Raw genomic sequence first — 23625 nt, 5'->3', positions numbered from 1 at the left:
AACCCAAAACCCTAATCAACCTCACAAAACATCATAGAACCTCACGACGATACCTTGAAAGACATTCTAGAAGCACGGTCATAAATTGTTTCCTGTCTTCGACCTCAGTATCAAAGTAAGTTGTCATCCTTCCAAAAACTTGCTCAAAATCGTCGCCTTCTTTTAAGAAATAACTAATAGTTTCAACTAATGAATCCTGCTCATTTGTTGTGTACTCAAAAAACTCAGCGCGCAACAAATCGTCAAACAGCTCAGCAAGCTCTAACCGGTTATTCACATCCTTTGAAACTATCAATCGCTCTCTAGCATCATTCGTCGTATTTTCTATATCAAAAACAAAAAGCAAATTTTTAATATCTACAATTTCATACAACTTCCTCATCAATCAAACTCCGCATAAGCTGTCCTGACACGCTGCTGCGGCGTAAGAATCACCACAGCCCTAGATTGCCTACCATATTCAAGACTTCCTCCCTTATACCCCTCACCAATAATCTTACCCATATCAATAGGCCTCTTGGAAAATTGTAAATTCGTATACTTAAAAATCAATTGCGCTCTATAGATCGCATTTAACTGATCCCTATGACTCAAAAAATGTGTTGCTGCAGACGGAATTTTTGGTTCCCCATCCTTACTACCACCAACGTATCTCTCTATTTCACCCGTGGTAGGATTCCTGCCTGAATTCAACCTTTCAAGTTGAGATCCCAATGTAGTTTGAGCACCATGCTTTTCCAAAAAATGCTCTCCATTATCTGCATTTTCCATTTCATATAAGCGCCGATAAGCATTCTCCTCTGCCAGCTCATCAATCCGCGACCGTCGTTCTTGCGCGGTCATCTTCGGTAGTGGTGGCTCCCCTTCATTAACGACTGAGCCAGTTGTCCCATGTTTCACTGGTCGACACGGTTTTTTCGGCGGCGGACAATTGGAGCTCAACCCCAACGGATCCACCCACCCCGTCGGATTCGGCACGTACTGATACTGATTGAGTCCTCCGGCCAGCTTCACCGGATCCGGCGTCAGGTACCGCCCCACGTCCGGGTCGTAATACCGGTGCCGGTTGTAATGCAGCCCGCTTTCGTCATCGAAGTACTGCCCCTGAAAGCGCAGCGGCTGGTTCAGGTAATCCTCGGTTGCCAGTTCCAGCGAGGTGACTTTGCCGTAGGCGCTGTATTTGGCTGACCAGACGATGTCGCCGCTGTAGTCGGTCAACTCCTGCGGGGTGCCGAGGTGGTCGAGCTGGTAGTAGAACGGGCAGGCGCGTTTCGGGCCTTTGCCGTCGAGCATCGCCAGCGGACGAAAGGTGCCGGGTTCGTAGATGAAGCTGCGGTGCTGTTCCTTGCTGCTTTCGGCGATCAGGTGGTCGCCTTGCCAGAAAAACTCGGTGGTCTGGCCGTCGACGGTCTTGCGGATGCGCCGGCCGAAGGCGTCGTATTGGTAGGTGGCGGTGGTGCCGTCAGGGCGGGTCAGGCCGATCAGGCGGTGCTGGCTGTCGTAGCGGTATGCAGTGACGAGTTGCTGCGCGCGGCCGCGGCGTTCGCGGATCAGGTTGCCGAAGGCGTCGTAGTCATAGTGGCGGTCGCCCTGCATCAGCAGGCGATTGCCTTTGATGCTGGTCGGGCCCGGCCGGTCCTGCATCAGCAGGTTGCCGGCCGGGTCGTGGGCGAAGTTTTCCGGCAGGTCGTCGCGGGTGTGGCGTACGCGGATCAAGCGGTTGAGGGCGTCGTACTGGTAGCTGCGCTGGCCGTGGCGGGTGTCGGCGATGTGTTCGAGGTTGCCGTTGGCGCTGTAGGCAAAATCGCGGCGGTACAGCGCGCTGCGTTGATGGCCGACAGCGTGGGCGCTTAAGCGGCCCTGTTCGTCGTAGGAGTATTCGCTGAGCAGCAGGCCTTGCTGGCGCTGCTGCTCGCGGCCGTTCTGGTAGGTGTGGCGGGTGAGCAAGGCGCCGTTGAGGTCGATCGCGGTCAGCGCGCCGCCCTTGGCGTAGTGATAATCGAGCTTGCTGTTGTCCGGCAGACGCAGGCGAGTGAGCTGGCCGCAGGCGTCGTAGGTGTAACGCAAGGTGCCCCAGCCCTGATGCTCACGCACCAGGCGGTCCTGCAGGTCGTACTCGAAGGCCAGCGGGTGATCCTGGCCGTCATCCACGCCGACCAAACGGCCCAAACGGTCATAGCGGTAGCTGACCTCGACCCCGTCCGGCAGGGTCTTGAGCAGCAGGCGCCCGGCGCTGTCGCGTTGGTAAGTGGTGACCAGCGTCGAGCCGTCGTCGCCGAACTCGGTCTTTTCCAGCAGATGACCGTTGCGGTCGTAGGCGTAGGCGGTGCGCCGGCCATCGAAGCCGGTTTCCTGTCGGATCAGTCCGGTCGGCGTGTAGTCCAGCCGGTACTTTTCGCCCGACTCGTTCTCGATTTCCGTGAGCAACAGCTGCGCATGGTCGTAGCGGTATTGAATCCGCGTGCCGTCGGGGTTGATCCGCCGGCTGACCAAATGCAGGTCGTCGTCATATTCGTAACGGGTGATGCGCCCCAGTTCATCGCGTTCGGCGGTGACCTGACCGTAGGCGCTGTAGGACCAGGCACGGGTGGCACCGGTCGGCATCGTGGTCTGGATCAGCCGGCCGACGGCGTCCCAGGCATGGCGGGTGATCGCGCCATGTTCGTCCTGCGCAGTAATCCGCCGTCCCAGCGCATCGTAGGAAAACCGGCGCACGCCACCGTCCGGCAGACTTTCCTCGACCAGTTGCCCAAGGTCATTCCACACGAACACATGCCGACCCGAATCCGGATAACGGATCGACAGCAACCGCCCCTGCGGGTCGTAGTAGTAATGGGTGACATGGCCGTCGGGATCGACCGCTTCGGTGACGTCGCCCTGGGCGTTGCGCCGGTACGTCCACACCGCATCGCCACGCGAACGGCTGTGCAGGAAACCGTGGCGGTACTCGTAGGACGTCGGCGCATCGTCCGGCGGAATCAGCGCGATCAGCCGTCCGACGTCGTCGTAGCGGTATTCGGTGACCGCGCCCAGCGCATCCTGCTCGGCGATCAGCCGGCCCTGAGCATCGTAGGCCTTGAGCTGCTCGCCCCCGTCGGCGGTGACCTGACGCACCAGCCGCGCCGTGTCGTCGTGGACGTAAGTCTCTTCAGTCCCATCGACGTAATGCACCGTGACGCTGCCGGCGTCATCCCAGACGTAACGCGTGTCCATCTGCGAAAACGACGCCCAGTGCCGCACGCAACGCGCCGCCTTGCCGGCACGTTCCCACTCCCAGAAGAAGCTCGCGCCGCCGCTCAATTGCCGTTGCAGAATGACGTGCTGGTCGTCGTAGTCGTAACGCTCGCTCTCGCCGACGGCGTTGGTCGCGTCGATCAACCGATGACGGGCATCAAAGCGGTAGCTGACCAGCGTCTGCTCGGTGCGCCAGGCCGACTCACAAAAAACCTGATAATCGACGGCGACCAGATGCGCCCGCTCGTAACGCAGCAGCAGCGAACGACCGGCCCCGTTATCCAGGCGCTGAATCCGGTCGGAATGATCCCGATGCACCGTCAGACGATTCGCATAGGCATCGCTGACAGCGGTGAGACGTCCAGCCCGAAAGTGATAAAACCGCGCCGCGTCCCCCGCCAGCGCGACGATCAGTTCCTCCGGCTCGTCCCCGAGAAAAATCGCCGCCCGCGACAAACTGTTGTGAATCGCCGGCCGCTCGACGCTCGGCAATGGAAACCGCGTGCGCCGGTTCTCATGGTCAACCCAGACCACCGAAGCACCATCGACCTCCAGCCGATGCGCCAGCGAATGACTCCAGCCAAACCCCAGCCCGACATCGATCTCGGCTGCACTGGTGCGATACAAGCGGCTGAACTCGAACGGCAACAGCCCGTCGAGCACGCCGTCGGTCAGCGTCAGCAATTCCTCACCGGTGACCATCGACACCGGACAGCCGTTGGTGCAGGTCCGCGGCGCACAATCGGCGCTGTCACCGTTGGGGTTTTTAGCCTGATCCGGCGTGTCGTCGTGGGGCTCGTCTTTTTTCAGGGAGGCATTGCGCCGGGCATCCCAGCGCAATTGCATGCGCCCCTTTTTCACCCCGGCGGCGATGCCCCGTGCGGCGACGGATTTGTACTGGTTCACATAGCCGATGAAGGTGCTGACGATGCCGAACATCGCCTTCATCAGACGTGTCACAGCCGACAGCAACTGAGCGCCACGATCCACCAAACGCAAGGTCAGATACGCAATCCCCGCCCCGGCGCCGACAAAGGTCAGCACAACACCGATCAACACATCGATCAGCAGTTGCACCACCACCATCGAAACCGCCTCGGCAGTTTTCCCGGCGACTTCGCTGGGTGGCAGCATTTCGAGCCACAAACTGGCCGTGCGTAACAACAGACACAGCGCGGCCTCGTCACTGACGAGCAGTTGGAGCTGCTCCATCTTTTCCGGCATCGCCACTGCGAATTCGGCCAACGTCGTCGCGCCATCTCCCAAGCGCCCAGCAAACTCGAGAGGATCCTTGAGAATCTCCGACAGCAACCCGATGCTGTCCCACGCCCCCTCGATCGCCGCCCAGCTCCCGGCCAGCATGCCGTTGCCCGCCGCCGTCGCCACCGACTGCGACCACTGCGGCCTGAAGCCCTGCCACTCGCTGCGCAGCCAGCTATCCAGCTGTCGGGTCAGACCATCGTAGGACTCGAACAGCGCATCAACCTGCTTCTCGCTGGCCTCGCCGTGCACCACTACCCGGTAGAACTTGCCTGCCTCACCGGTAAACAAACCGTTGCCCTGAGCATCGAGCGTGACGGACTTGACCTGGCCGCCATCCACCGCCACGACATCAACAACGATGTCGCCCAACGGAATGTCGTACACCGACTCGAACTTGCTCTCGATCTCCATTCGCCCGGTTGCCGGGCATTGCACGACAGCCGAAGAGAAACGGTTGTCGTCAATGGCGACCGCCGTGCCGTGTTCGCCGAAACGGATGATCCGCTCCATCCCCATCAGCGACGGCAGATCGGCTGCATGACTGACGCTGTCTGCCGAGCGGCTGAACCAGTGCCTGAGCTGGTCGCGATAGAGATCGAGGGTGCGGGGAAAGCTGTCGAGCTCTTGCTCGATGCGGGCGACGGCCTCCATCAACGCATTCCCATGCGCATGACGAAATGAAAAACCGGGTCGAGCATGTGCGTTCCCTCGCGCAAAAATCAGGCGAAGGACTTTGCGGGGGATCAATCAGAAAAGAAGTCAGGCGAGTAGGCGAGGGATGTAGGAGAAGTCTGTAACTGATCTTTATCGAATAGCTGACGCAAGAACGGGGCGGGAGGTTTCCCTCACGCCCCGTTCACGGAACACCGGATTTGTTTATCGAGAAGCGTCCCGGCCGACCAGTTCTTTCAACTTGAGCTCGGCCAGCGGATGCCCGGCCTGCGCGGCCATGGTCCACCAACGAGCGGCCTCCGAAGGATCTGGCGCTTTGCTCGGCGTACCTGCAAGACTGATGACACCTACTTGATACGCCGCCTTGCCATCACCGGCCAGCGCCGCCAGTCGCAACAACCGCACACCTTCTTCACGCGCACCCAGGCCCACGCCGCGAAACGTCAGGATGTGCCCGTAAAAACTTTGCGCGCCGACATCGCCCAGGTTGGCCATGCGCGCAAACTGCCCTTCGAGCCAGCGCCAGCCTCGGGGCTGACGGACAAACCAAGACCAGTGAAAGAGCCTGCGGGCGAGCCAGTAACTGACCCGCGCCTTGAGTCGTAAAAACACTCAGGCCTCCGCCGATTCCGGGTATTCGTACTCAAAGACCCGCACCACTTCCGAGGCATGCCATGAAGCAGCGGCAACACCATCGGACGGCCCGGAAAAGCGCCCAAGACGCTCGACACATTCAAAGAAACCGGTGCGTGGCAGGCGACTGGCGCCCTGGCTGATCACCAGCGAACTGCGCAACGGTTGTTCTGCTTTCGCGTCCAGAGCGGCGAGATGCTCCAGTGCAGCGGTCAATGTCTGCATCGCCGGCGTGGGCAATTGCAGACGCTCGAGCAAGGCTCGATAGGTCAGAAGATGGCGCTGCCTGCGCGCCTGGTCCAGCTCCCCCAGCAATCCGTCCCAATGTTGACGACTGATGCGTACGCTCACGATTGTTCCCTCCACCCTGGCACCGTCAACTCCCAGGCCAGGCTGCGGCGAATTGCAGCGTCGGGCAGACGCTCTCCGCTTTCGATCATGGCCAGGTAAGACGGGCTGATGCCTACCGTGCGGGCGAGCGCCTCGATGGCGATGCCCTTCCCTTCGCGCAAACTGCGTAACTGATCCAGACCTGGAAGAATCGGGTCCGGTGTGGCCGCAAGCGGCGCTGGAGCCGGTTGCGACGGTGCTTCGTTAATGCCTGCTGCTTTCAGTAGAGCCTGATACTGAGCCCATGGCAGAACCGCATACTCGGGCTCGCCATCGCGTGCAATTATCTGAATATCCATGACTACCCCGTAGGACAACAACACTTAGCGAGTCGGCACTTTTCCCTAGAAGTGTAATCCTAACAGCGGCCAAGGTCGTGGGGGGTATCTATCTGTATAAGAGGCTGTCGCGATTCAGGACTTTTTCGGCCCCTGAAGCTGAAGTTGTTCGGGCGTATCGGGCAGACGCTCGACAACCCTGAGCTTTTCCGGTGCCTGCCGTTGGCGCCACAAACGGAATGCACTGAGTTCGTCGTCGAGGGTTTTCATTAGCCAGGCAAGGACGGCGATGTCATCAAGCATGCCGAAAACGGGAATGAAATCCGGGATCGCATCCACCGGACTGAGGAAGTACATCAGGCCCGCAACGACCGAAACGATGGCCTTGGGACTGATCGCGCGATACTCACCCCGCCAGTACGCCAGGCACAGTGCTTGAAGCAGACGCAGGTCATCCTTCAACTTGCCCAGACGATTGCCTTGAGCGGCGCCTTTGCTGGCCACGGCAAACAACAGCGTCGGCAAACGGCCACGGGCCAGGAGTCGTCCGGCCAATGGCAGGAATCGGGCGAAATTCCACGGAGCTTTCATCTATTTCTCCCGTTGAAATGTTATCCACACAAATTGTGGATAACCTTGTGAACAGAGCTGCATTTCAACGCTGAGAGCCCCGGTTCATAAGGGCCGCGCTCAGATCGGGCGTTTTTTACTCACATAAAAAACCCCAATATTTCATTGACTTGGCGGCTCAGGGCGTCTAGTGCGGCCAGCCACAAAGTCTAGGACTGTCATGACGCCTGTCGGTTCGCTCTGTTTACGCCGGGCGTCGACCAGATGCAACAACGCCCCGCATTAGCGAGGCGTTGTTATCGAAACCGAGGCCAATTACTTGGCTGCGGCGTCTTCCTTGGCTGGATCCTTGATACCCAGCAGTTCCAGGTCGAAGACCAGAACCGAGTTGGCCGGGATTGCCGGGCTTGGCGATTGTGCGCCGTAAGCCAGATCGCTAGGGATGTACAGCTTGTACTTCTCGCCAACGTGCATCAGTTGCAGGCCTTCGACCCAACCCGGGATCACACCGCTGACCGGCAGATCGATCGGGCTGCCGCGCTCGACGGAGCTGTCGAATACGGTGCCGTTGGTCAGCTTGCCGGTGTAGTGAACGGTCACGACATCGGTAGGCTTAGGCTGTGGGCCGTCGGCTTTCTTGATCACTTCGTACTGCAGACCGGAAGCGGTGGTGGTCACGCCGGCCTTCTTGCCGTTTTCTTCGAGGAATTTCTTGCCGGCGGCTGCCGACTCTTCGCTCATCTTGGCCATACGCTCTTCGGCGCGCTTTTGCAGCGCAGCGAAAGCTTCAACCAGTTCTTCATCTTTCAGCTTCTGTTCTTTCTTGCCGACGGCATCTTCGATGCCCTGGGCTACCGCTTTGGAGTCCAGATCATCCATGCCTTCCTGAGCAAGGCTCTTGCCCATGTTCAGGCCGATGCCGTAGGAAGCTTTTTGCGCCGGGGTTTTCAGCTCCACGCTGGTCTGCGAATCACAACCCGCGAGTACCAGGCTAACCAGGGCTACCGCCGCCGCCAACCGATGCTGTTTCATGCTATTTCCTTGTTCATGCGCCGAAAGGGCAATCGAGTAAAGCCGCGAGCTTATCAGGCCGCCACGACCAATGGCTACCGGCATGAGAGCAGGAATCTTCCGATAAGTTCAGGGATTAAAAAGCATTTGAGCAAAGGCAGGGTGAAGCTTCTGTCATCTTGCCCTGACAGTGACCGACGCCCCTTCCCACAACACTTGGCGTAATGGCCACTTGCCGCACAGCACTCGGCTGAGGCATAACAGCGCAACAACTCGACAAGGATGTTCATCTTGCGCCTCTTATTCCGTGTGCTGACGCTGATCGTGGTACTGCTGGGACTGGTCCTGGCGGTGGTTCTCTACTATGTCGCCAATCCGAGATTGCCCTTCCCCGCGCCTGCAAAACAGCTGCATTACCTGAACCAGTGGACCGACGAAGAGCGCCAGACCTACTATTTCACGCCGCAAGGCACTCAGGTAAAAGGCCTGCGTTATGAGTGGTTCCAGGCACTGGAGCTGCCGTTTTCGCCGCAACGTTTCGCCTCGCCGGAATACCTTGCACGCTTCGGTTTTCTGGTCGATCCGCAGCAGAAAGCCACGCCAAGTAACCCGGGGAATCTCCCGGTGGGATTCACCCGGCATCAGAATCCCGGCAGCTCCGAGCAATATCTGGACATCACCTGCGCGGCCTGCCACACCGGTGAACTGCATCTCAACGGTCAGGCCCTGCGCATCGACGGCGGCTCGGCTCAGCATGTGCTGCCTTCCAGCGTTCCTACATTGCGTGGCGGCAGTTTCGGACAGGCATTGGTCGCCAGTCTGGCCTCCACTTACTACAACCCTTGGAAATTCGAACGGTTCGCCCGCACCGTTCTCGGCGAAGAATACGACGCGCGCCACGAACAACTGCGCAAAGACTTCAAAGGATCGCTGAACACCTTCCTCAAAGTGGCATGGAACGACACTCACCGTGGTCTCTATCCCACCGAGGAAGGCCCGGGACGCACCGATGCATTCGGTCGCATCGCCAATGCGACCTTCGGCGACGCGATTTCCCCGATCAATTACCGCGTGGCCAACGCTCCCGTGGATTACCCGCAACTGTGGGACATGTGGACGTTCGACTGGGTGCAGTGGAACGGCTCGGCGCAACAGCCGATGGCACGCAATATCGGCGAGGCACTGGGGGTTGGCGCAACCCTGAATTTCTTCGATTCCAATGGCCAGCCGCTGCAGGGCGATGAACGTTATGCATCGAGCGTGCGCGTGCGCGATCTGCACAAGATCGAAGAAACCCTGCAAAAACTTCAGCCACCCGAATGGCCGGAAGAACTGTTTGGAAAGGTCGACAAACCACTGGCAGCCAAGGGACGCGCCCTGTTTGCCGAAAACTGTGCTGGCTGCCACGTCCCACGGGCGACGCAAGAAGGCGAACGCTGGGTCAAGCATCTGCCCATGTTGCCCGTCGACGTCATCGGCACCGATCCGAACGCGGCCAACAACATCGCCAACCACCGTTTCGACCTGACAGCCCTGCAATGGAATCCGGCAGAACTTGAGCAGATGGACGTGAAACTGCATCCCGCGCCCAAGGAGCCGCTGGACCTCAGCCAGTTATCCGTGGCCAAGGGCTTGGCTTACGTGACGGCATTCGTTGAAAACCGTGCTTATCGTGAAGCGGGCGTCACAGCGGAGGAAAAACCAAAACTCGACGGTTTCGGTCTGCCCATCGGCGTACGCGAGAAAGTCGCCTATAAGGCTCGCCCGCTCGCTGGCGTGTGGGCCACCCCGCCCTTCCTGCACAACGGCTCGGTGCCGAGCCTGTATCAACTGCTGTCGCCGCAAGATGAACGCTCCACGACTTTCTATAAAGGCACTCTGGAATACGACCCTCGGCATCTGGGCTACCGCACCGAAGCCTTTACCAACGCGTTCCTGTTCGACACCCGCATTACCGGCAACCACAACAGCGGGCACGAATTCCGCGCCGGCGAGCGCGGTAACGGGGTTATCGGGCGGCTGTTACAGCCGGAGGAGCGCTGGGCGCTGCTGGAATATTTGAAAGTGCTGGGCGGACCGCTGGAGGCGCAACTGCCATGATCTTCAATTCGTTCAAGAAGCCATCGATGCTGTCACGTTTTTGGTTGTGGCTGGGACGGTTGCTGGGCAAAACCCTGCTGCTTTTGCTGGTGATCGGCCTGATCGGCTGGGCTTTGGCAACCGCCTGGTTCGCCTGGCAGCACCGGGGGCCGGTATCGGCACTGGAGCAGATTCCGGACGGAGAAGCAGCGATGACGCAAGACGTGATCCAGACTGCCGTGCGAATTGTCGATCAGCACCGGGAAAGCACGCGTTTTCTGCGCGACGCCCATGCCAAGGCCCACGGTTGCGTGAAGGCCGACGTGCAAGTGCTGCCGGATCTGACTCAGGACCTGCGCCGAGGTGTTTTCAGCGAGCCGGGCAAGATATGGCAGGCAACGATGCGCCTGTCCAACGGCAACGCCTACCCACAGTTCGATAGCATCCGCGATGCCCGGGGCATGGCGATCAAACTGCTCGATGTGCCCGGCAAACAGTTGCTGGGCGACCGTCAGGGTCTGCACGAGCAGGATTTCGTGATGTTCAGTCACCCGAACTTCTTTGTCAGCGATGTCGCCGAGTATCGTCAGAATGTGGCGGCGCAGGCTGACGGCAAGAAGGTCATGGCGTTTTTTCCAGGCTGGGACCCGAGAACCTGGCAGGTCAGGCATTTGTTCATTGCGCTGGCAACGCTTTCTCCGCCGCCAGAGAGCCCGACACGTACGACCTACTTTTCGGTTTCGCCCTACAAGTTCGGCGAGGCCAATGCGAAGTTTCGGGTGATGCCGGATCCGGACAACTGCCCGGCCTACACACTGCCGAAGCAAAACCAGGATCTGCCGAACTTTTTGCGCAGTGCGCTGAATCAACAACTGTCCACGGATCGGGTGCCTGCGTGTTTTGTGTTGCAGATCCAGCGCCAGGACGCCAATCGGTTCATGCCGATCGAAGACACCAGCATCGAATGGCGCGAACAGGACAGTCCATTCCAGACCGTAGCCAAAATCACCCTGCCCCCGCAGGACTTCGATACCCCGGCCTTGAACCTGCAATGCGACAACCTGTCGTTCAATCCCTGGTTCGGCATCGAAGCCCATCGCCCGATTGGCGGGATCAACCGCTTGCGCAAGGCGGTGTATGAAGCGGTGAGTGATTACCGGCACAGTCGCAACTCGGCGCAATAGCAGCGCCAGAAACGAAAAAAGCGACCGTCAAAGGTCGCTTTCTGGTGGTCAGGCCCGGCAAAAGCCAAATTCCGGACAGCAAAAAGCCCGCACTGGGCGGGCTTTCTGTGATGACCTGGCGTTCAGTGTTCCAGGTTATCGAATATGGCGCAGCGGACGGGACTCGAACCCGCGACCCCCGGCGTGACAGGCCGGTATTCTAACCGACTGAACTACCGCTGCGCGAAACGCTTGAAACGAATGGTGGGTGATGACGGGATCGAACCGCCGACATTCTGCTTGTAAGGCAGACGCTCTCCCAGCTGAGCTAATCACCCTTCGCTTCGTTACGGGGCGCATTATGCCACAGATTTTCGTAATGTGTTGATTTAATTGAAGTTTTTTTCAAATAAATCCGAAAACCGGTGAAACGACACATCCCGCATGTACAACTCGAGGCAGAAAAAAACCCGCCTTGGCGGGTTTTTCCGTGGTGACCTGGCGTTCAGTGTTCCAGGTTACCGAATATGGCGCAGCGGACGGGACTCGAACCCGCGACCCCCGGCGTGACAGGCCGGTATTCTAACCGACTGAACTACCGCTGCGCTAAACACTTTGAAACGAATGGTGGGTGATGACGGGATCGAACCGCCGACATTCTGCTTGTAAGGCAGACGCTCTCCCAGCTGAGCTAATCACCCTTCGCTTCGGTGTGGCGCGCATTCTACGGAGCGACCCAACCTCTGGCAAGCACTTTTTTAATTAATTTTCTTAGCCCTTCCAAAGGCTTAGAGAAGGGTTGGCCTATGACCCGGCGAAGACAATAATGCCCCCCTTTGTATAAAGGAGAGACTCACCCCATGTGGTTCAAAAACCTGCTTATCTATCGCCTGACCCAAGACCTGCCTGTCGATGCCGAGGCGCTGGAAACTGCACTGGCCACCAAACTGGCGCGTCCATGTGCAAGCCAGGAGTTGACCACCTACGGTTTCGTCGCGCCGTTCGGCAAAGGCGAAGATGCGCCACTGGTGCATGTCAGCGGTGACTTCCTGCTGATCGCCGCCCGTAAAGAAGAACGCATTCTGCCGGGCAGCGTCGTACGCGATGCCGTAAAGGAAAAGGTCGAAGAGATCGAAGCCGAGCAGATGCGCAAGGTCTATAAGAAGGAACGCGATCAGATCAAGGATGAAATCATCCAGGCGTTCCTGCCGCGCGCCTTCATCCGCCGCTCGTCGACCTTCGCCGCCATCGCGCCGAAACAGGGTCTGATCCTGGTCAACTCGGCCAGCCCGAAACGCGCCGAAGACCTGCTCTCCACCCTGCGTGAAGTGATCGGCACCTTGCCGGTTCGCCCGCTGACCGTGAAAACCGCACCGACTGCCGTAATGACCGAATGGGTCACCACCCAGCAGGCCGCTCCGGACTTCTTCGTTCTGGACGAATGCGAACTGCGTGACACCCACGAAGACGGCGGCATCGTGCGTTGCAAGCGTCAGGACCTGACCAGCGAAGAAATCCAGCTGCACCTGAGCACCGGCAAGGTTGTGACTCAACTGTCGCTGGCCTGGCAGGACAAACTGTCGTTCATGCTCGACGACAAGATGACCGTCAAACGCCTGAAATTCGAAGACCTGTTGCAGGATCAGGCGGAACAGGACGGCGGCGACGAAGCCCTCGGCCAACTGGACGCCAGCTTCACCCTGATGATGCTGACGTTCGGCGACTTCCTGCCGGCGCTGGTTGAAGCACTGGGCGGCGAAGAGACTCCGCAGGGCATCTAAGCCTCTGCGCAGTCTTTGGGTTATCTTCAAACGCCACCGCTTCGGTGGCGTTTTCACATAATAAGGAACAGGCCATGCGCGCACTGGCTGCACTGAGTCGTTTTGTCGGCAATACCTTCGCTTACTGGGTTCTGATTTTCGCGGTGATCGCTTTCCTGCAACCGGCCTGGTTCCTCGGCCTCAAAGGCGCGATCGTGCCGTTGCTCGGGCTGGTGATGTTCGGCATGGGCCTGACCCTCAAACTCGACGACTTCGCCGCCGTCGCGCGTCATCCTTGGCGCGTGGCGCTGGGCGTGGTTGCACATTTCGTGATCATGCCGGGGATGGCATGGCTGCTTTGCCAGGTTTTTCACCTGCCACCGGAAATCGCCGTCGGGGTGATTCTGGTCGGCTGCTGCCCGAGCGGCACTTCATCGAACGTCATGACCTGGCTGGCCCGTGGCGACCTGGCGCTGTCGGTGGCCATCGCCGCCGTCACCACCCTCCTCGCCCCGCTGCTGACACCGGCGCTGATCTGGCTGCTGGCCTCGGCGTGGTTGCCGGTCTCGTTCATGGAGTTGTTCTGGTCGATCCTGCAAGTGGTGCTGCTGCCGATCGTCCTCGGCGTGGTCGCGCAACGTTTGCTTGGGGACAAAGTACGCCACGCGGTGGACGTACTGCCGCTGGTGTCGGTGATCAGCATCGTGATCATCGTTGCCGCCGTGGTTGCCGCCAGCCAGGCGAAAATCGCCGAATCCGGCCTGCTGATCATGGCCGTGGTGATGTTGCACAACAGCTTCGGCTATTTGCTGGGTTATTTCACCGGACGCCTGTTCGGCCTGCCGCTGCCGCAGCGCAAATCCCTGGCACTGGAAGTCGGCATGCAGAACTCGGGGTTGGGTGCTGCGCTGGCCAGTGCGCACTTCTCGCCGCTGGCGGCGGTGCCGAGCGCGTTGTTCAGTGTGTGGCACAACATTTCCGGGGCGCTGCTTTCGACGTACTTCCGACGGATGAGCGAAAAAGAAGACCGTGAAACGTTGGCGCAACAGGCGGCCGACTGATCCCGTATCAAGGCGCGGCGCACATTTTTAGGTAGTATGTGCGCCACGCAGGGACGACCCTGCGGCTCAATCGAGTTTTCAATCTGGGGACGGCCCCGTCAATCGATGGAGGTCTTTCATGTCCTGGATCATTCTGTTTTTTGCCGGCCTGTTCGAAGTCGGCTGGGCCGTCGGCCTCAAATACACCGATGGCTTCACCCGTCCGCTGCCGACCGTTCTCACCGTTGCCGCCATGGCAGTCAGCTTGGGCTTGCTGGGCCTGGCAATGAAGGAATTGCCGCTGGGCACGGCTTACGCGATCTGGACGGGCGTCGGTGCCGTGGGCACGGTGATTGCCGGGATCATTCTGTTCGGTGAGTCGATGGCATTGATTCGGCTGGCCAGCGTCGCGCTGATCGTCACCGGGTTGATCGGGCTCAAGGTCAGCGCCTGAGCCGTTGCCGCCATCCGTCAAGGATGGCGGCTTTATAAGCGACTACCTGACAGTCCCGCGCAACGCCCCGACCAGCGCCTGTAACTCGGCAGGCTGCGCCGCTTCAACCGCCACCGGCGAACCCGCCACCAGCGTCACCCGCGACCATAACCGGCGAAACAACCCCTTATCGGGATCGCGGCTGAAGAAACTCCCCCACAACCCCTGCAACGCCAGCGGAATCACCGGCACCGGCGTCTCTTCGAGAATCCGCGTCAGCCCGCCCTTGAATTCGTTGATCTCGCCATCAGCGGTCAACTTGCCTTCCGGAAAGATGCACACAAGCTCCCCTTCCTTCAGATACTGGGCAATCAGGGTGAAGGCCTTTTCGTAGATTTGGATGTCTTCCTGGCGTCCGGCGATAGGAATGGTCCCCGCCGTACGGAAGATAAAATTCAGTACCGGCAGGTTGTAGATCTTGTAGTACATGACAAAGCGAATCGGCCGACGTACCGCGCCGCCGATCAGCAAGGCATCAACGAACGACACGTGGTTGCACACCAGCAACGCCGCGCCCTCATCGGGAATCGCCTCAAGGTTGCGATGCTCGACGCGGTACATGGAGTGGCTGAGCAGCCAGATCATGAAACGCATGCTGAACTCGGGGACGATCTTGAAGATGTAGGCGTTGACGCCGATGTTGAGCAGCGACACCACCAGGAACAGCTGTGGAATCGACAGTTTGACCACGCTCAACAACACGATGGTGACAATCGCCGAAATCACCATGAACAGCGCGTTAAGAATGTTGTTGGCGGCAATCACCCGCGCCCGCTCGTTCTCGGCGGTGCGCGACTGGATCAATGCGTACAGCGGCACGATGTAGAAACCGCCGAAGATCCCGAGGCCCAGCACATCGATCAGCACCGCCCAGGCATGGCCGAAACTCAGCACTTCAGTCCAGCTATGGCCGAGCGCGCTCTCCGGAATTCCACCGGAATGCCACCACAGCAACAGCCCGAAAACGGTCAGGCCGAACGAGCCAAACGGCACCAGGCCGATCTCGACTTTGCGCCCGGAAAGCTTTTCGCACAGCATCGAACCCAGCGCGATACCGACCGAAAACACCGTCAGAATCAGGGTGACCACGGTTTCGTCGCCGTGCATCCATTCCTTGGCGTAAGCCGGGATCTGTGTCAGATAAATCGCCCCGACGAACCAGAACCACGAGTTGCCGACAATCGAGCGTGACACCGCCGGCGTCTGGCCTAACCCGAGCTTCAGCGTGGCCCAGGACTGGCTGAAAATGTTCCAGTTCAGGCGCATTTCCGGCGAAGCGGCCGCCGCCCGGGGAATGCTGCGGCTGGCGAGGTAACCGAGTACGGCGATGCCGACAATCGCGGTCGACACCAGCGGCGCATACTGCGACGAAGACATGATGACCCCGGCGCCAATGGTCCCGGCCAGGATCGCCAGGAACGTGCCCATTTCCACCAGTCCGTTGCCACCGACCAATTCGTCTTCCCGCAAAGCTTGCGGCAGGATCGAATACTTCACCGGCCCGAACAGCGCCGAGTGGGTGCCCATGGCGAACAGTGCCACCAGCATCAGCGACAGGTGATCGAACAGGAAGCCGACGGATCCCACCGCCATGATGGCGATTTCTGCCAGTTTGATCAGACGGATCAACGCATCCTTGGCGAATTTTTCCCCGAACTGTCCGGCCAATGCCGAAAACAGGAAGAACGGCAGAATAAACAGCAGCGCACACAGGTTGACCCAGATCGAGCGGTCACCCTCGATGGTCAGCCGATACAGAATGGCGAGGATCAGCGACTGCTTGAACACGTTGTCGTTGAACGCGCCCAGCGACTGGGTGATGAAGAACGGCAGGAAGCGCCGGGTGCGCAGCAGGTTGAACTGTGAGGGGTGACTCATCTTCCGTGTGACCCTGTTGTTTTTGGAAAGAGAAGGTAGCGAGTGGCCTGGCTACGCTTATAAGAATCTCGAACCGCGATCCAGGCCACACATTACCTAATCTTTGCAGGTTATTTCTTCAAACCTGCAATGCACGGTGAAACAAACAGCTCGCCGCGCCACGCACCTTGCAGCGTGCGTTTACCGACGATCAGCCACATCACCGCCAGCAACGTCACCAGTACACAACCGGCCACACTGAAGAACGTCAGGTGCAACGTGCTGCCCAGTTTCAGGGTTGCCAGCGAATAAACACCCAACGGGAAGGTGAAACCCCACCAGCCAAGGTTGAACGGGATGCCATCACGCAGGTAACGCACGGTGATCAGCAGCGCCATCAGCATCCACCACAGGCCGAAGCCCCACAGCGTGATCCCGGCGACCAGCCCCAGGCCGGAAGCGATTTCGCCGATGCCTGGCAGACCATTGGCCGCGAAGATCGCCGGGGCGTCGCCGCCCAGCAGCAACATGCCCAGAGCGCCGGTGCCGATCGGCCCCAGGGCCAGCCAGCTCGAAGCGGCCATGTTTTCGTGGGGCAATTTGTGCAGCGCCATGCGCAGCAGCAGGATGGTCAGAATGCTGAACGCTACCGGCAAGGAAAAAGCCCAGAGCACGTAGCTGGTCGTCAGCACCACCAGTTGCGAGTGCGCGTCGGCCAGGTGCGGCGCCAGCAGTCCACCGCTGGCCGCCGCCACTTCTGCGGCCACCACCGGCAGCAGCCAGACGGCGGTCATCTGATCGATGCTGTGCTCCTGACGGGTAAACATCATGTAGGGAATCAGCACACCGCAGGCCAGCGACATCGCAACGTCCAGCCACCACAGCACTTCGGCCAGATGAATGACGGCCTCTCCCCAGCGCGGCAGACCGAACAACAGAAAGCCGTTGATGATGGTCGCCAGGCCCATGGGAATGGTGCCGAAGAACATCGAAACCGTGGAATGTCCGAAGATCCGCCGCGCTTCGTCGAAGAACAGAATCCAGCGGGCGGCGTAGGCAGCGGTAAACAGCACGAACAACAGAATGTTGAATAGCCACAGCCCTTCGGCCACGGCGTGCAGACCGGGAATGGAGACGGGCAATTGCGCCAGCGCCAACGCCAGTACGCCGGTGCCCATGGTGGCGGCGAACCAGTTCGGGGTGAATTGGCGGATCACCTCACGCGGATGCTGAAGCTGGCTGAATGGCTTGATGCCGGGTTTGGCGCTATTGGGGCAAATCATCATGAACTCCTGTCCTCGGGTGAGGTTGAGCTCATGGTAGAACCGAATCGAATATCTATATAACGGGTAATTTCTCTAACTGTTATCTGTTTCGTAGATATGCAGTCAGACAGTGCCTTCCGTCTCAATCACCAGAATCCGCGCCGCGCCCTGAGGATGAGCGACGTGTTCGGTGCCGATGGACGCGTAGAAAATATCGCCAACGTCGAGCAAGGCCTGCTTCTCCTCGCCTTCTTCGCGATAGTGCATGAGCACTTGACCGTCGAGCACCACGAACACTTCTTCGCCTTCATTGACGTGCCATTTGTAGGGCTGATCAGTCCAGTGCAGACGCGTGGTGATGCCGTTCATGTTGGCGATGTCGAGCGCCCCCCAGGCGCGCTCGGCGGTGAAGGTCTTGCTGCGGATAATCTTCATGCGTCGATCCGTGAGAAGAATGGGCTGGCCAAGGCTAACCGAATCCGCAGGCTTATGGCGCGCTGCAGGTCTTTGCCGCTTGCGCGCGGAAACTCATCAGCAGCGCTCCGACCGCCAGCACAATCAGCACCGCGCCGTACACATCGGTGGTGGCCAGCAGGCCCACACTGTGGGTGAAGTGCCCGGCCAGCAACGCCGGCAGGCAGAACGCCAGGTAACTCAGTACATAAAACGCCGACATCAAACCAGCACGCTCGTGGGGCAATGCCAGCGGCACCAGGCTGCGCACCGCACCGAGAAAACCGGAGCCAAAGCCACAACCGGCCACCAGCGTGCCGAAGAAGAACAGCGACAGACTGGCGCTGTGCACGCCCAACAGAATCAGCACGATACCGGCCGGCAGCAGGCTCGCCCCGAGTTGCAGCGCGCGGGAGGCAGGACGATTGCGCAACGTGAAGATCATCAACGCACCGGTCACGGTCAGCGCCGCCACGGTCGCGCCGCCGATCAGGTTGGAGGTGGAACCGGTGGCCGTGCGCACCAGCGACGGCGCGAGCGAGGCATAAAAACCGCCGAGCGCCCAGGTCGCGGTGTTCAGCGGCAACACTCGCCACAGCGTCGAGCGCGCCTGAACCGGCACATGCAGGGTCGGCCGCAACGAGGCCCATGCCCCGGCCTGACGAGAAACACTTTCCGGCACGCGCCAGACATAAATGCCCTGCAACACAAACAGCGCGAGCAGCAACCAATAGGTCAATTGCAACGGCGCCGGGGCGAACTCGGCCAGCAAGCCGCAGCCCATGCCGCCCAATGCCATGCCGAGCAACGGAGCAACGCTGTTGATCAACGGCCCTTGCTGGCGATCAGTGTCCAGCAGCGTCGCGCTCAACACGGCGGTGGCCATCCCGGTGGCGAAACCTTGCAGCACTCGCGCGCCGATCAGCCAGCCCACGCTGTCGGCGTAGATAAACAGCAGCATCGCCAGCGCATTGAGCGTCACGGCGGTGAAGATCACCGGTTTGCGTCCCAGGTGATCCGATAGCGAGCCGACCGTCAGCAACGCGGCCAGCAAACTGAGGGCGTAGACGCCGAAAATCAGGGTCAGCACCGCTGCCGAAAAATGCAGCTGATCCTGATACAGGTGATACAACGGCGTCGGCGCAGTGGAAGCGGCGAGAAAACTCAGTAAGGTGATCGCCAGAAACCACAGGCTGGAACGGTTGGAAGCAAGGCTGGTCATGGGCACACTCCGCAAAAGCTAATTTTTTGCTTTTGCGGAGTGTGCTCTCGGCTTGCGCTTAAAGCAAATTCTTTGTGTTAAGGTCTGCCGCATGGCTATTAAAGAAGGTTTACGCCCGGGCGGTCGCAGTGCCCGGGTGCAGGAGTCGATTCACTCGGCAGTCCGCGCGCTTCTGCAAGAACAGGAGCGCTCAACGGTGACCGTCCCGCAAATCGCGGCGCGCGCCGGGGTGACGCCGTCGACGATTTACCGGCGCTGGGGCGATCTGGCCGCCTTGCTGGCCGACGTCGCCCTCGCCCGCATGCGCCCCGACAGCGAGCCGGCGCAAACCGGCAGCCTGCGCGGCGATATCCGTGCCTGGGCTGAACAATATCTCGACGAAATGAGTTCGGAGCCCGGGCGCAACATGATGCGCGACGTGCAGGCGAGTGCGACCCCGGGTTATTGCGTAACGATCATCGGCGCGCAATTGCAGACCATCATTGGACGCCACCCCGAGGAAACGGCGCCGAGCGTGGATCGGCTGATTAATCTGGTGGTGTCCCCGGTGGTGTTCCGCATTCTGTTTTCGGCAGCGCCGCTGGAAGTCGAAGAACTGCACCGTTTGATCGACATCGCGCTCAAACCGGACTGACCACAGAACTGCCCGGCTCTGTTCCTGCGACACCCCGCCACGCCACGACCTTGGTCGACACTGACTAACTGCCGCGCCCGTGCGAGACTGTCTGACCGGGCGCAAGTCCGGTCGTTTTCTGTCGGGAGTGTTCCATGTCGTTGTCCACCGGGCTGATCGCCGCCGTCGCCCTGGCCTATATGGCCATCATGTTCGCCATCGCCTTCTACGGCGACCGCCGCAGCGCACCGTTGCCGCCGCGGATGCGTGCCTGGGTGTACAGCCTGTCGCTGGCGGTCTACTGCACCAGCTGGACGTTCTTTGGCGCGGTCGGTCAGGCCGCCGAACAGCTATGGTCATTCCTGCCGATTTACCTCGGGCCGATCCTGCTGTTGCTGGGTGCGCCGTGGGTTCTGCAAAAAATGGTGATGATCAGCAAGCAGGAGAACATCACCTCCATCGCCGACTTCATCGCCGCCCGTTACGGCAAATCCCAATCGCTGGCGGTGGTCGTGGCGCTGATTTGTCTGGTGGGCGTCCTGCCTTACATCGCCTTGCAGCTCAAGGGCATCGTCCTGGGCGTGAACCTGCTGATCGGCGCCGGTGCCGATGCCATGGGCACCCGCGCCCAGGACACGGCACTGATCGTGTCACTGGTGCTGGCGTTGTTCACCATCGTTTTCGGTACGCGCAACCTCGACGCCACCGAACACCACCGGGGCATGGTGCTGGCGATTGCATTCGAGTCGCTGGTCAAGCTGTTCGCCTTCCTCGCCGTCGGCGCCTTCGTCACTTATGGCCTGTATGACGGCTTCGACGACCTGTTCAATCAGGCGATGCTCGCCCCGCGCCTTGAGGAATACTGGAAAGAAACCATCAACTGGCCGTCGATGGTGGTACAGACCGGCGTAGCGATGATGGCGATCATCTGCCTGCCCCGACAGTTCCATGTGACAGTGGTGGAGAACATCGACCCGCAGGATCTGCGCCTGGCCAAATGGGTGTTCCCGGCCTACCTCGCACTGGCTGCGCTGTTTGTAGTCCCGATCGCTCTGGCCGGTCAGATGATGCTGCCCAGTTCGGTCATCCCCGACTCCTTCGTGATCAGCCTGCCATTGGCCCAGGCTCACCCGGCGCTGGCCATGCTGGCGTTTATCGGCGGCGCCTCGGCGGCCACCGGCATGGTGATCGTGGCAAGCGTGGCGCTGTCGACCATGGTGTCCAACGACATGCTGCTGCCATGGCTGTTGCGCCGCAACAATGCCGAGCGGCCGTTCGAAGTGTTCCGCCAGTGGATGCTTTCGGTACGCCGGGTCAGCATCGTGGTCATACTGTTGCTGGCTTACGTCAGCTATCGCCTGCTTGGCTCTACCGCAAGCCTGGCGACCATCGGCCAGATCGCGTTCGCCGCCGTGACCCAACTGGCGCCGGCGATGCTCGGCGCGTTGTACTGGAAACAGGCCAACCGCCGCGGCGTGTTTGCCGGCCTCGCCGCCGGCACATTCCTGTGGTTCTACACCCTGATCCTGCCGATCGCTGCGCGCAGTCTCGGTTGGTCGCTGGACACTTTCCCCGGTCTGGCCTGGCTGCACAGCAATCCGCTGAACTTACCGATCACCCCGCTGACCCAAGGCGTGGTGCTATCGCTGGCGGGTAACTTCACATTGTTCGCCTGGGTCTCGGTACTGTCGCGCACCCGGGTGTCGGAACACTGGCAGGCCGGACGCTTCATCGGCCAGGAAATCAGCGCCCGACCCAGCGCACGCTCGATGCTGGCGGTACAGATCGACGACTTGCTGCAACTGGCGGCGCGCTTTGTCGGTGAAGAACGTGCGCGGCAGAGCTTCATCCGCTTCGCCTACCGGCAGGGCAAGGGCTTCAACCCGAATCAGAACGCCGACGGTGAATGGATCGCACACACCGAGCGCTTGCTGGCGGGTGTTCTTGGTGCTTCTTCGACACGGGCTGTCGTAAAAGCCGCCATTGAAGGTCGGGAGATGCAACTGGAGGATGTCGTCCGGATCGCCGACGAAGCCTCGGAAGTGTTGCAGTTCAACCGCGCCCTACTGCAAGGCGCCATCGAGAACATCACCCAAGGCATCAGTGTGGTCGACCAGTCGCTGAAACTGGTGGCCTGGAACCGGCGTTATCTGGAGTTGTTCAATTATCCGGACGGCTTGATCAGCGTTGGCCGACCGATTGCCGACATCATTCGCTACAACGCCGAACGCGGTCTGTGCGGCCCCGGCGAGGCAGAGGTTCACGTTGCCCGGCGCCTGCACTGGATGCGTCAGGGCCGCGCCCACACCTCCGAGCGCCTGTTCCCTAACGGCCGGGTGATAGAACTGATCGGCAACCCGATGCCCGGCGGCGGTTTCGTCATGAGTTTCACCGACATCACCGCGTTCCGCGAAGCCGAACAGGCACTGACCGAGGCTAACGAAGGGCTGGAACAACGGGTCAGCGAGCGGACTCAGGAACTGTCGCAACTCAACGTCGCGCTGACTGAGGCCAAGGGCAATGCCGAGGCGGCCAACCAGTCGAAAACCCGCTTCCTCGCGGCGGTCAGCCACGACTTGATGCAACCGTTGAACGCCGCACGGCTGTTCTCCGCCGCCCTCTCCCACCAAGAGGACGGCTTGAGCGGTGAAGCACAGAAACTGGTGCAGCATCTCGACAGCTCGCTGCGCTCGGCCGAAGACCTGATCAGCGACCTGCTGGACATTTCCCGTCTGGAGAACGGCAAGATCAATCCGGATCGCAAGCCGTTCGCGGTCAATGAGCTGTTCGACACCCTCGGTGCCGAATTCAAGGCGCTCGCGCAGGAACAGGGCCTGAGCTTCCGGGTCCGCGGCAGTCATTTGCGCATCGACAGCGACATCAAGTTGCTGCGACGGATCCTGCAAAACTTCCTGACCAACGCCTTCCGCTACGCCAAAGGCCCGGTCTTGCTGGGCGTACGCCGGCGACAGGGCGAGATTTGCCTGGAGGTGTGGGATCGCGGGCCAGGGATTCCGGAAGACAAGCAACAAGTGATTTTCGAAGAATTCAAACGCCTCGACAGCCATCAGACCCGCGCCGAAAAAGGCCTGGGCCTGGGCTTGGCGATCGCCGACGGCTTATGCCGGGTGCTCGGGCACACCTTGCGCGTGCGTTCATGGCCGGGGCGCGGCAGTGTGTTCAGTGTGCGGGTGCCGCTGGCAAAGACGCAAACCGCGCAGCCGGGCGCTGCGGTCGAACTCAACGGCAAACTGCACAGCGGCGCACGGGTGCTGTGCATCGACAACGAAGACAGCATCCTGATCGGCATGAACAGCCTGCTCACGCGCTGGGGTTGTCATGTGTGGACGGCGCGTAACCGCGAAGAATGTGCGGCGCTGCTCAACGATGGCGTGCGGCCGCAACTGGCGCTGGTGGACTTCCACCTCGATCACGGTGAAACCGGCACCGACCTGATGGCCTGGTTGCGTACGAGACTGGGCGAACCGGTGCCCGGGGTGGTGATCAGCGCCGACGGACATCCGGAAACCGTGGCCCTGGTGCACGCGGCCGGGCTGGATTATCTGGCCAAACCGGTGAAACCGGCGGCGTTGCGGGCGTTGTTGAGCCGCTATTTGCCTCTCTAAAAG

The 23625-nt window shown here is 60.2% G+C and carries 18 protein-coding genes and 4 tRNA genes; 7 read left to right on the top strand and 15 right to left on the bottom strand.

Features of this window, described 5'->3' with window-relative positions; translation table 11 throughout:
- Positions 1-31: 31 nt before the first annotated feature.
- The 7 genes from ACSPX5_RS03530 to ACSPX5_RS03500 all read right to left on the bottom strand — a co-directional run bounded on the left by ACSPX5_RS03530 (position 32) and on the right by ACSPX5_RS03500 (position 8072).
- On the bottom strand, positions 32-382 hold the full coding sequence (locus tag ACSPX5_RS03530; RefSeq protein ID WP_439820955.1) for a hypothetical protein: 351 nt from the start codon (positions 380-382) through the stop codon (positions 32-34).
- Positions 382-5148: an RHS repeat-associated core domain-containing protein gene (locus ACSPX5_RS03525; protein ID WP_439820954.1), complete on the bottom strand. Its 4767-nt coding sequence runs from the start codon at positions 5146-5148 to the stop codon at positions 382-384. Before ACSPX5_RS03525 ends, ACSPX5_RS03530 begins: the two co-directional genes overlap by 1 nt.
- A gap of 225 nt (positions 5149-5373) precedes the next feature.
- Positions 5374-5781: an SEL1-like repeat protein gene (locus ACSPX5_RS03520; RefSeq protein WP_169429494.1), complete on the bottom strand. Its 408-nt coding sequence runs from the start codon at positions 5779-5781 to the stop codon at positions 5374-5376.
- On the bottom strand, positions 5782-6153 hold the full coding sequence (locus ACSPX5_RS03515; RefSeq protein ID WP_003223109.1) for a hypothetical protein: 372 nt from the start codon (positions 6151-6153) through the stop codon (positions 5782-5784).
- Complete coding sequence (locus ACSPX5_RS03510; protein ID WP_007950435.1) at positions 6150-6491, bottom strand: helix-turn-helix domain-containing protein; 342 nt, start codon at positions 6489-6491, stop codon at positions 6150-6152. Before ACSPX5_RS03510 ends, ACSPX5_RS03515 begins: the two co-directional genes overlap by 4 nt.
- 114 nt (positions 6492-6605) lie before the next feature.
- Entirely contained in the window at positions 6606-7061 is a 456-nt protein-coding gene (locus tag ACSPX5_RS03505) for a YkvA family protein (RefSeq protein ID WP_065260414.1), read from the bottom strand.
- A 294-nt stretch (positions 7062-7355) separates the two neighbouring features.
- The gene (locus ACSPX5_RS03500; RefSeq protein WP_169429493.1) at positions 7356-8072 is read right to left on the bottom strand and encodes an FKBP-type peptidyl-prolyl cis-trans isomerase; all 717 of its coding nucleotides are present in this window, start codon (positions 8070-8072) and stop codon (positions 7356-7358) included.
- A gap of 270 nt (positions 8073-8342) precedes the next feature.
- On the opposite strand from ACSPX5_RS03500, the gene ACSPX5_RS03495 reads away from it, so the two are divergent.
- Together ACSPX5_RS03495 and ACSPX5_RS03490 are read left to right on the top strand one after the other, a co-directional pair.
- Positions 8343-10151, top strand: a complete 1809-nt coding sequence (locus ACSPX5_RS03495; RefSeq protein WP_439820953.1) for a di-heme-cytochrome C peroxidase — start codon at positions 8343-8345, stop codon at positions 10149-10151.
- A gap of 26 nt (positions 10152-10177) precedes the next feature.
- Positions 10178-11314, top strand: coding sequence for a catalase family protein (locus ACSPX5_RS03490; protein WP_323162057.1), 1137 nt, complete (start codon positions 10178-10180; stop codon positions 11312-11314).
- 145 nt (positions 11315-11459) lie between these two features.
- Here ACSPX5_RS03490 and ACSPX5_RS03485 read toward each other — a convergent pair.
- The 4 genes from ACSPX5_RS03485 to ACSPX5_RS03470 form a co-directional block, all read right to left on the bottom strand.
- Positions 11460-11536: transfer RNA gene (locus ACSPX5_RS03485), tRNA-Asp, on the bottom strand.
- Positions 11537-11555: 19 nt separating this feature from the next.
- A tRNA-Val gene (locus ACSPX5_RS03480) sits at positions 11556-11631 on the bottom strand.
- A gap of 190 nt (positions 11632-11821) precedes the next feature.
- Positions 11822-11898, bottom strand: a tRNA-Asp gene (locus tag ACSPX5_RS03475).
- Between the two features lie 20 nt (positions 11899-11918).
- A tRNA-Val gene (locus ACSPX5_RS03470) sits at positions 11919-11994 on the bottom strand.
- Between the two features lie 159 nt (positions 11995-12153).
- Between ACSPX5_RS03470 and rdgC the strand changes: the two genes are divergently transcribed.
- From rdgC to sugE, 3 genes are all read left to right on the top strand, one after another.
- Positions 12154-13074 (top strand): recombination-associated protein RdgC, encoded by a 921-nt coding sequence (rdgC, locus tag ACSPX5_RS03465; protein WP_169429491.1) that lies wholly within the window; start codon positions 12154-12156, stop codon positions 13072-13074.
- Positions 13075-13148: 74 nt separating this feature from the next.
- Positions 13149-14114, top strand: coding sequence for a bile acid:sodium symporter family protein (locus ACSPX5_RS03460; protein ID WP_207866224.1), 966 nt, complete (start codon positions 13149-13151; stop codon positions 14112-14114).
- Between the two features lie 118 nt (positions 14115-14232).
- Positions 14233-14547 (top strand): quaternary ammonium compound efflux SMR transporter SugE, encoded by a 315-nt coding sequence (gene sugE, locus ACSPX5_RS03455; RefSeq protein WP_039769847.1) that lies wholly within the window; start codon positions 14233-14235, stop codon positions 14545-14547.
- A 42-nt stretch (positions 14548-14589) separates the two neighbouring features.
- Here sugE and ACSPX5_RS03450 read toward each other — a convergent pair whose 3' ends face one another.
- The 4 genes from ACSPX5_RS03450 to ACSPX5_RS03435 form a co-directional block, all read right to left on the bottom strand.
- Positions 14590-16464: an MFS transporter gene (locus ACSPX5_RS03450; protein WP_207866226.1), complete on the bottom strand. Its 1875-nt coding sequence runs from the start codon at positions 16462-16464 to the stop codon at positions 14590-14592.
- A gap of 110 nt (positions 16465-16574) precedes the next feature.
- A complete protein-coding gene (locus ACSPX5_RS03445; protein ID WP_169429488.1) occupies positions 16575-17726 on the bottom strand; it encodes a TDT family transporter in 1152 nt (383 codons plus the stop codon).
- A gap of 105 nt (positions 17727-17831) precedes the next feature.
- Entirely contained in the window at positions 17832-18143 is a 312-nt protein-coding gene (locus tag ACSPX5_RS03440) for a cupin (RefSeq protein WP_439820952.1), read from the bottom strand.
- Between the two features lie 52 nt (positions 18144-18195).
- Positions 18196-19383: an MFS transporter gene (locus ACSPX5_RS03435; protein ID WP_169429486.1), complete on the bottom strand. Its 1188-nt coding sequence runs from the start codon at positions 19381-19383 to the stop codon at positions 18196-18198.
- A 91-nt stretch (positions 19384-19474) separates the two neighbouring features.
- Here ACSPX5_RS03435 and ACSPX5_RS03430 point away from each other — a divergent pair, with 91 nt between their 5' ends.
- Complete coding sequence (locus tag ACSPX5_RS03430) at positions 19475-20017, top strand: TetR/AcrR family transcriptional regulator (RefSeq protein WP_323162059.1); 543 nt, start codon at positions 19475-19477, stop codon at positions 20015-20017.
- Positions 20018-20151: 134 nt separating this feature from the next.
- The gene (locus tag ACSPX5_RS03425; RefSeq protein ID WP_207866234.1) at positions 20152-23622 is read left to right on the top strand and encodes a hybrid sensor histidine kinase/response regulator; all 3471 of its coding nucleotides are present in this window, start codon (positions 20152-20154) and stop codon (positions 23620-23622) included.
- The last annotated feature ends 3 nt before the right edge of the window (positions 23623-23625 follow it).

Origin of the sequence: Pseudomonas sp. HLG18 (assembly GCF_051903985.1) — a bacterium.
Lineage (GTDB): Bacteria > Pseudomonadota > Gammaproteobacteria > Pseudomonadales > Pseudomonadaceae > Aquipseudomonas > Aquipseudomonas fluorescens_BT.
The sequence above is the reverse complement of the archived record's forward strand: the minus strand, read 5'-3'. Positions and strand labels throughout refer to the sequence as shown.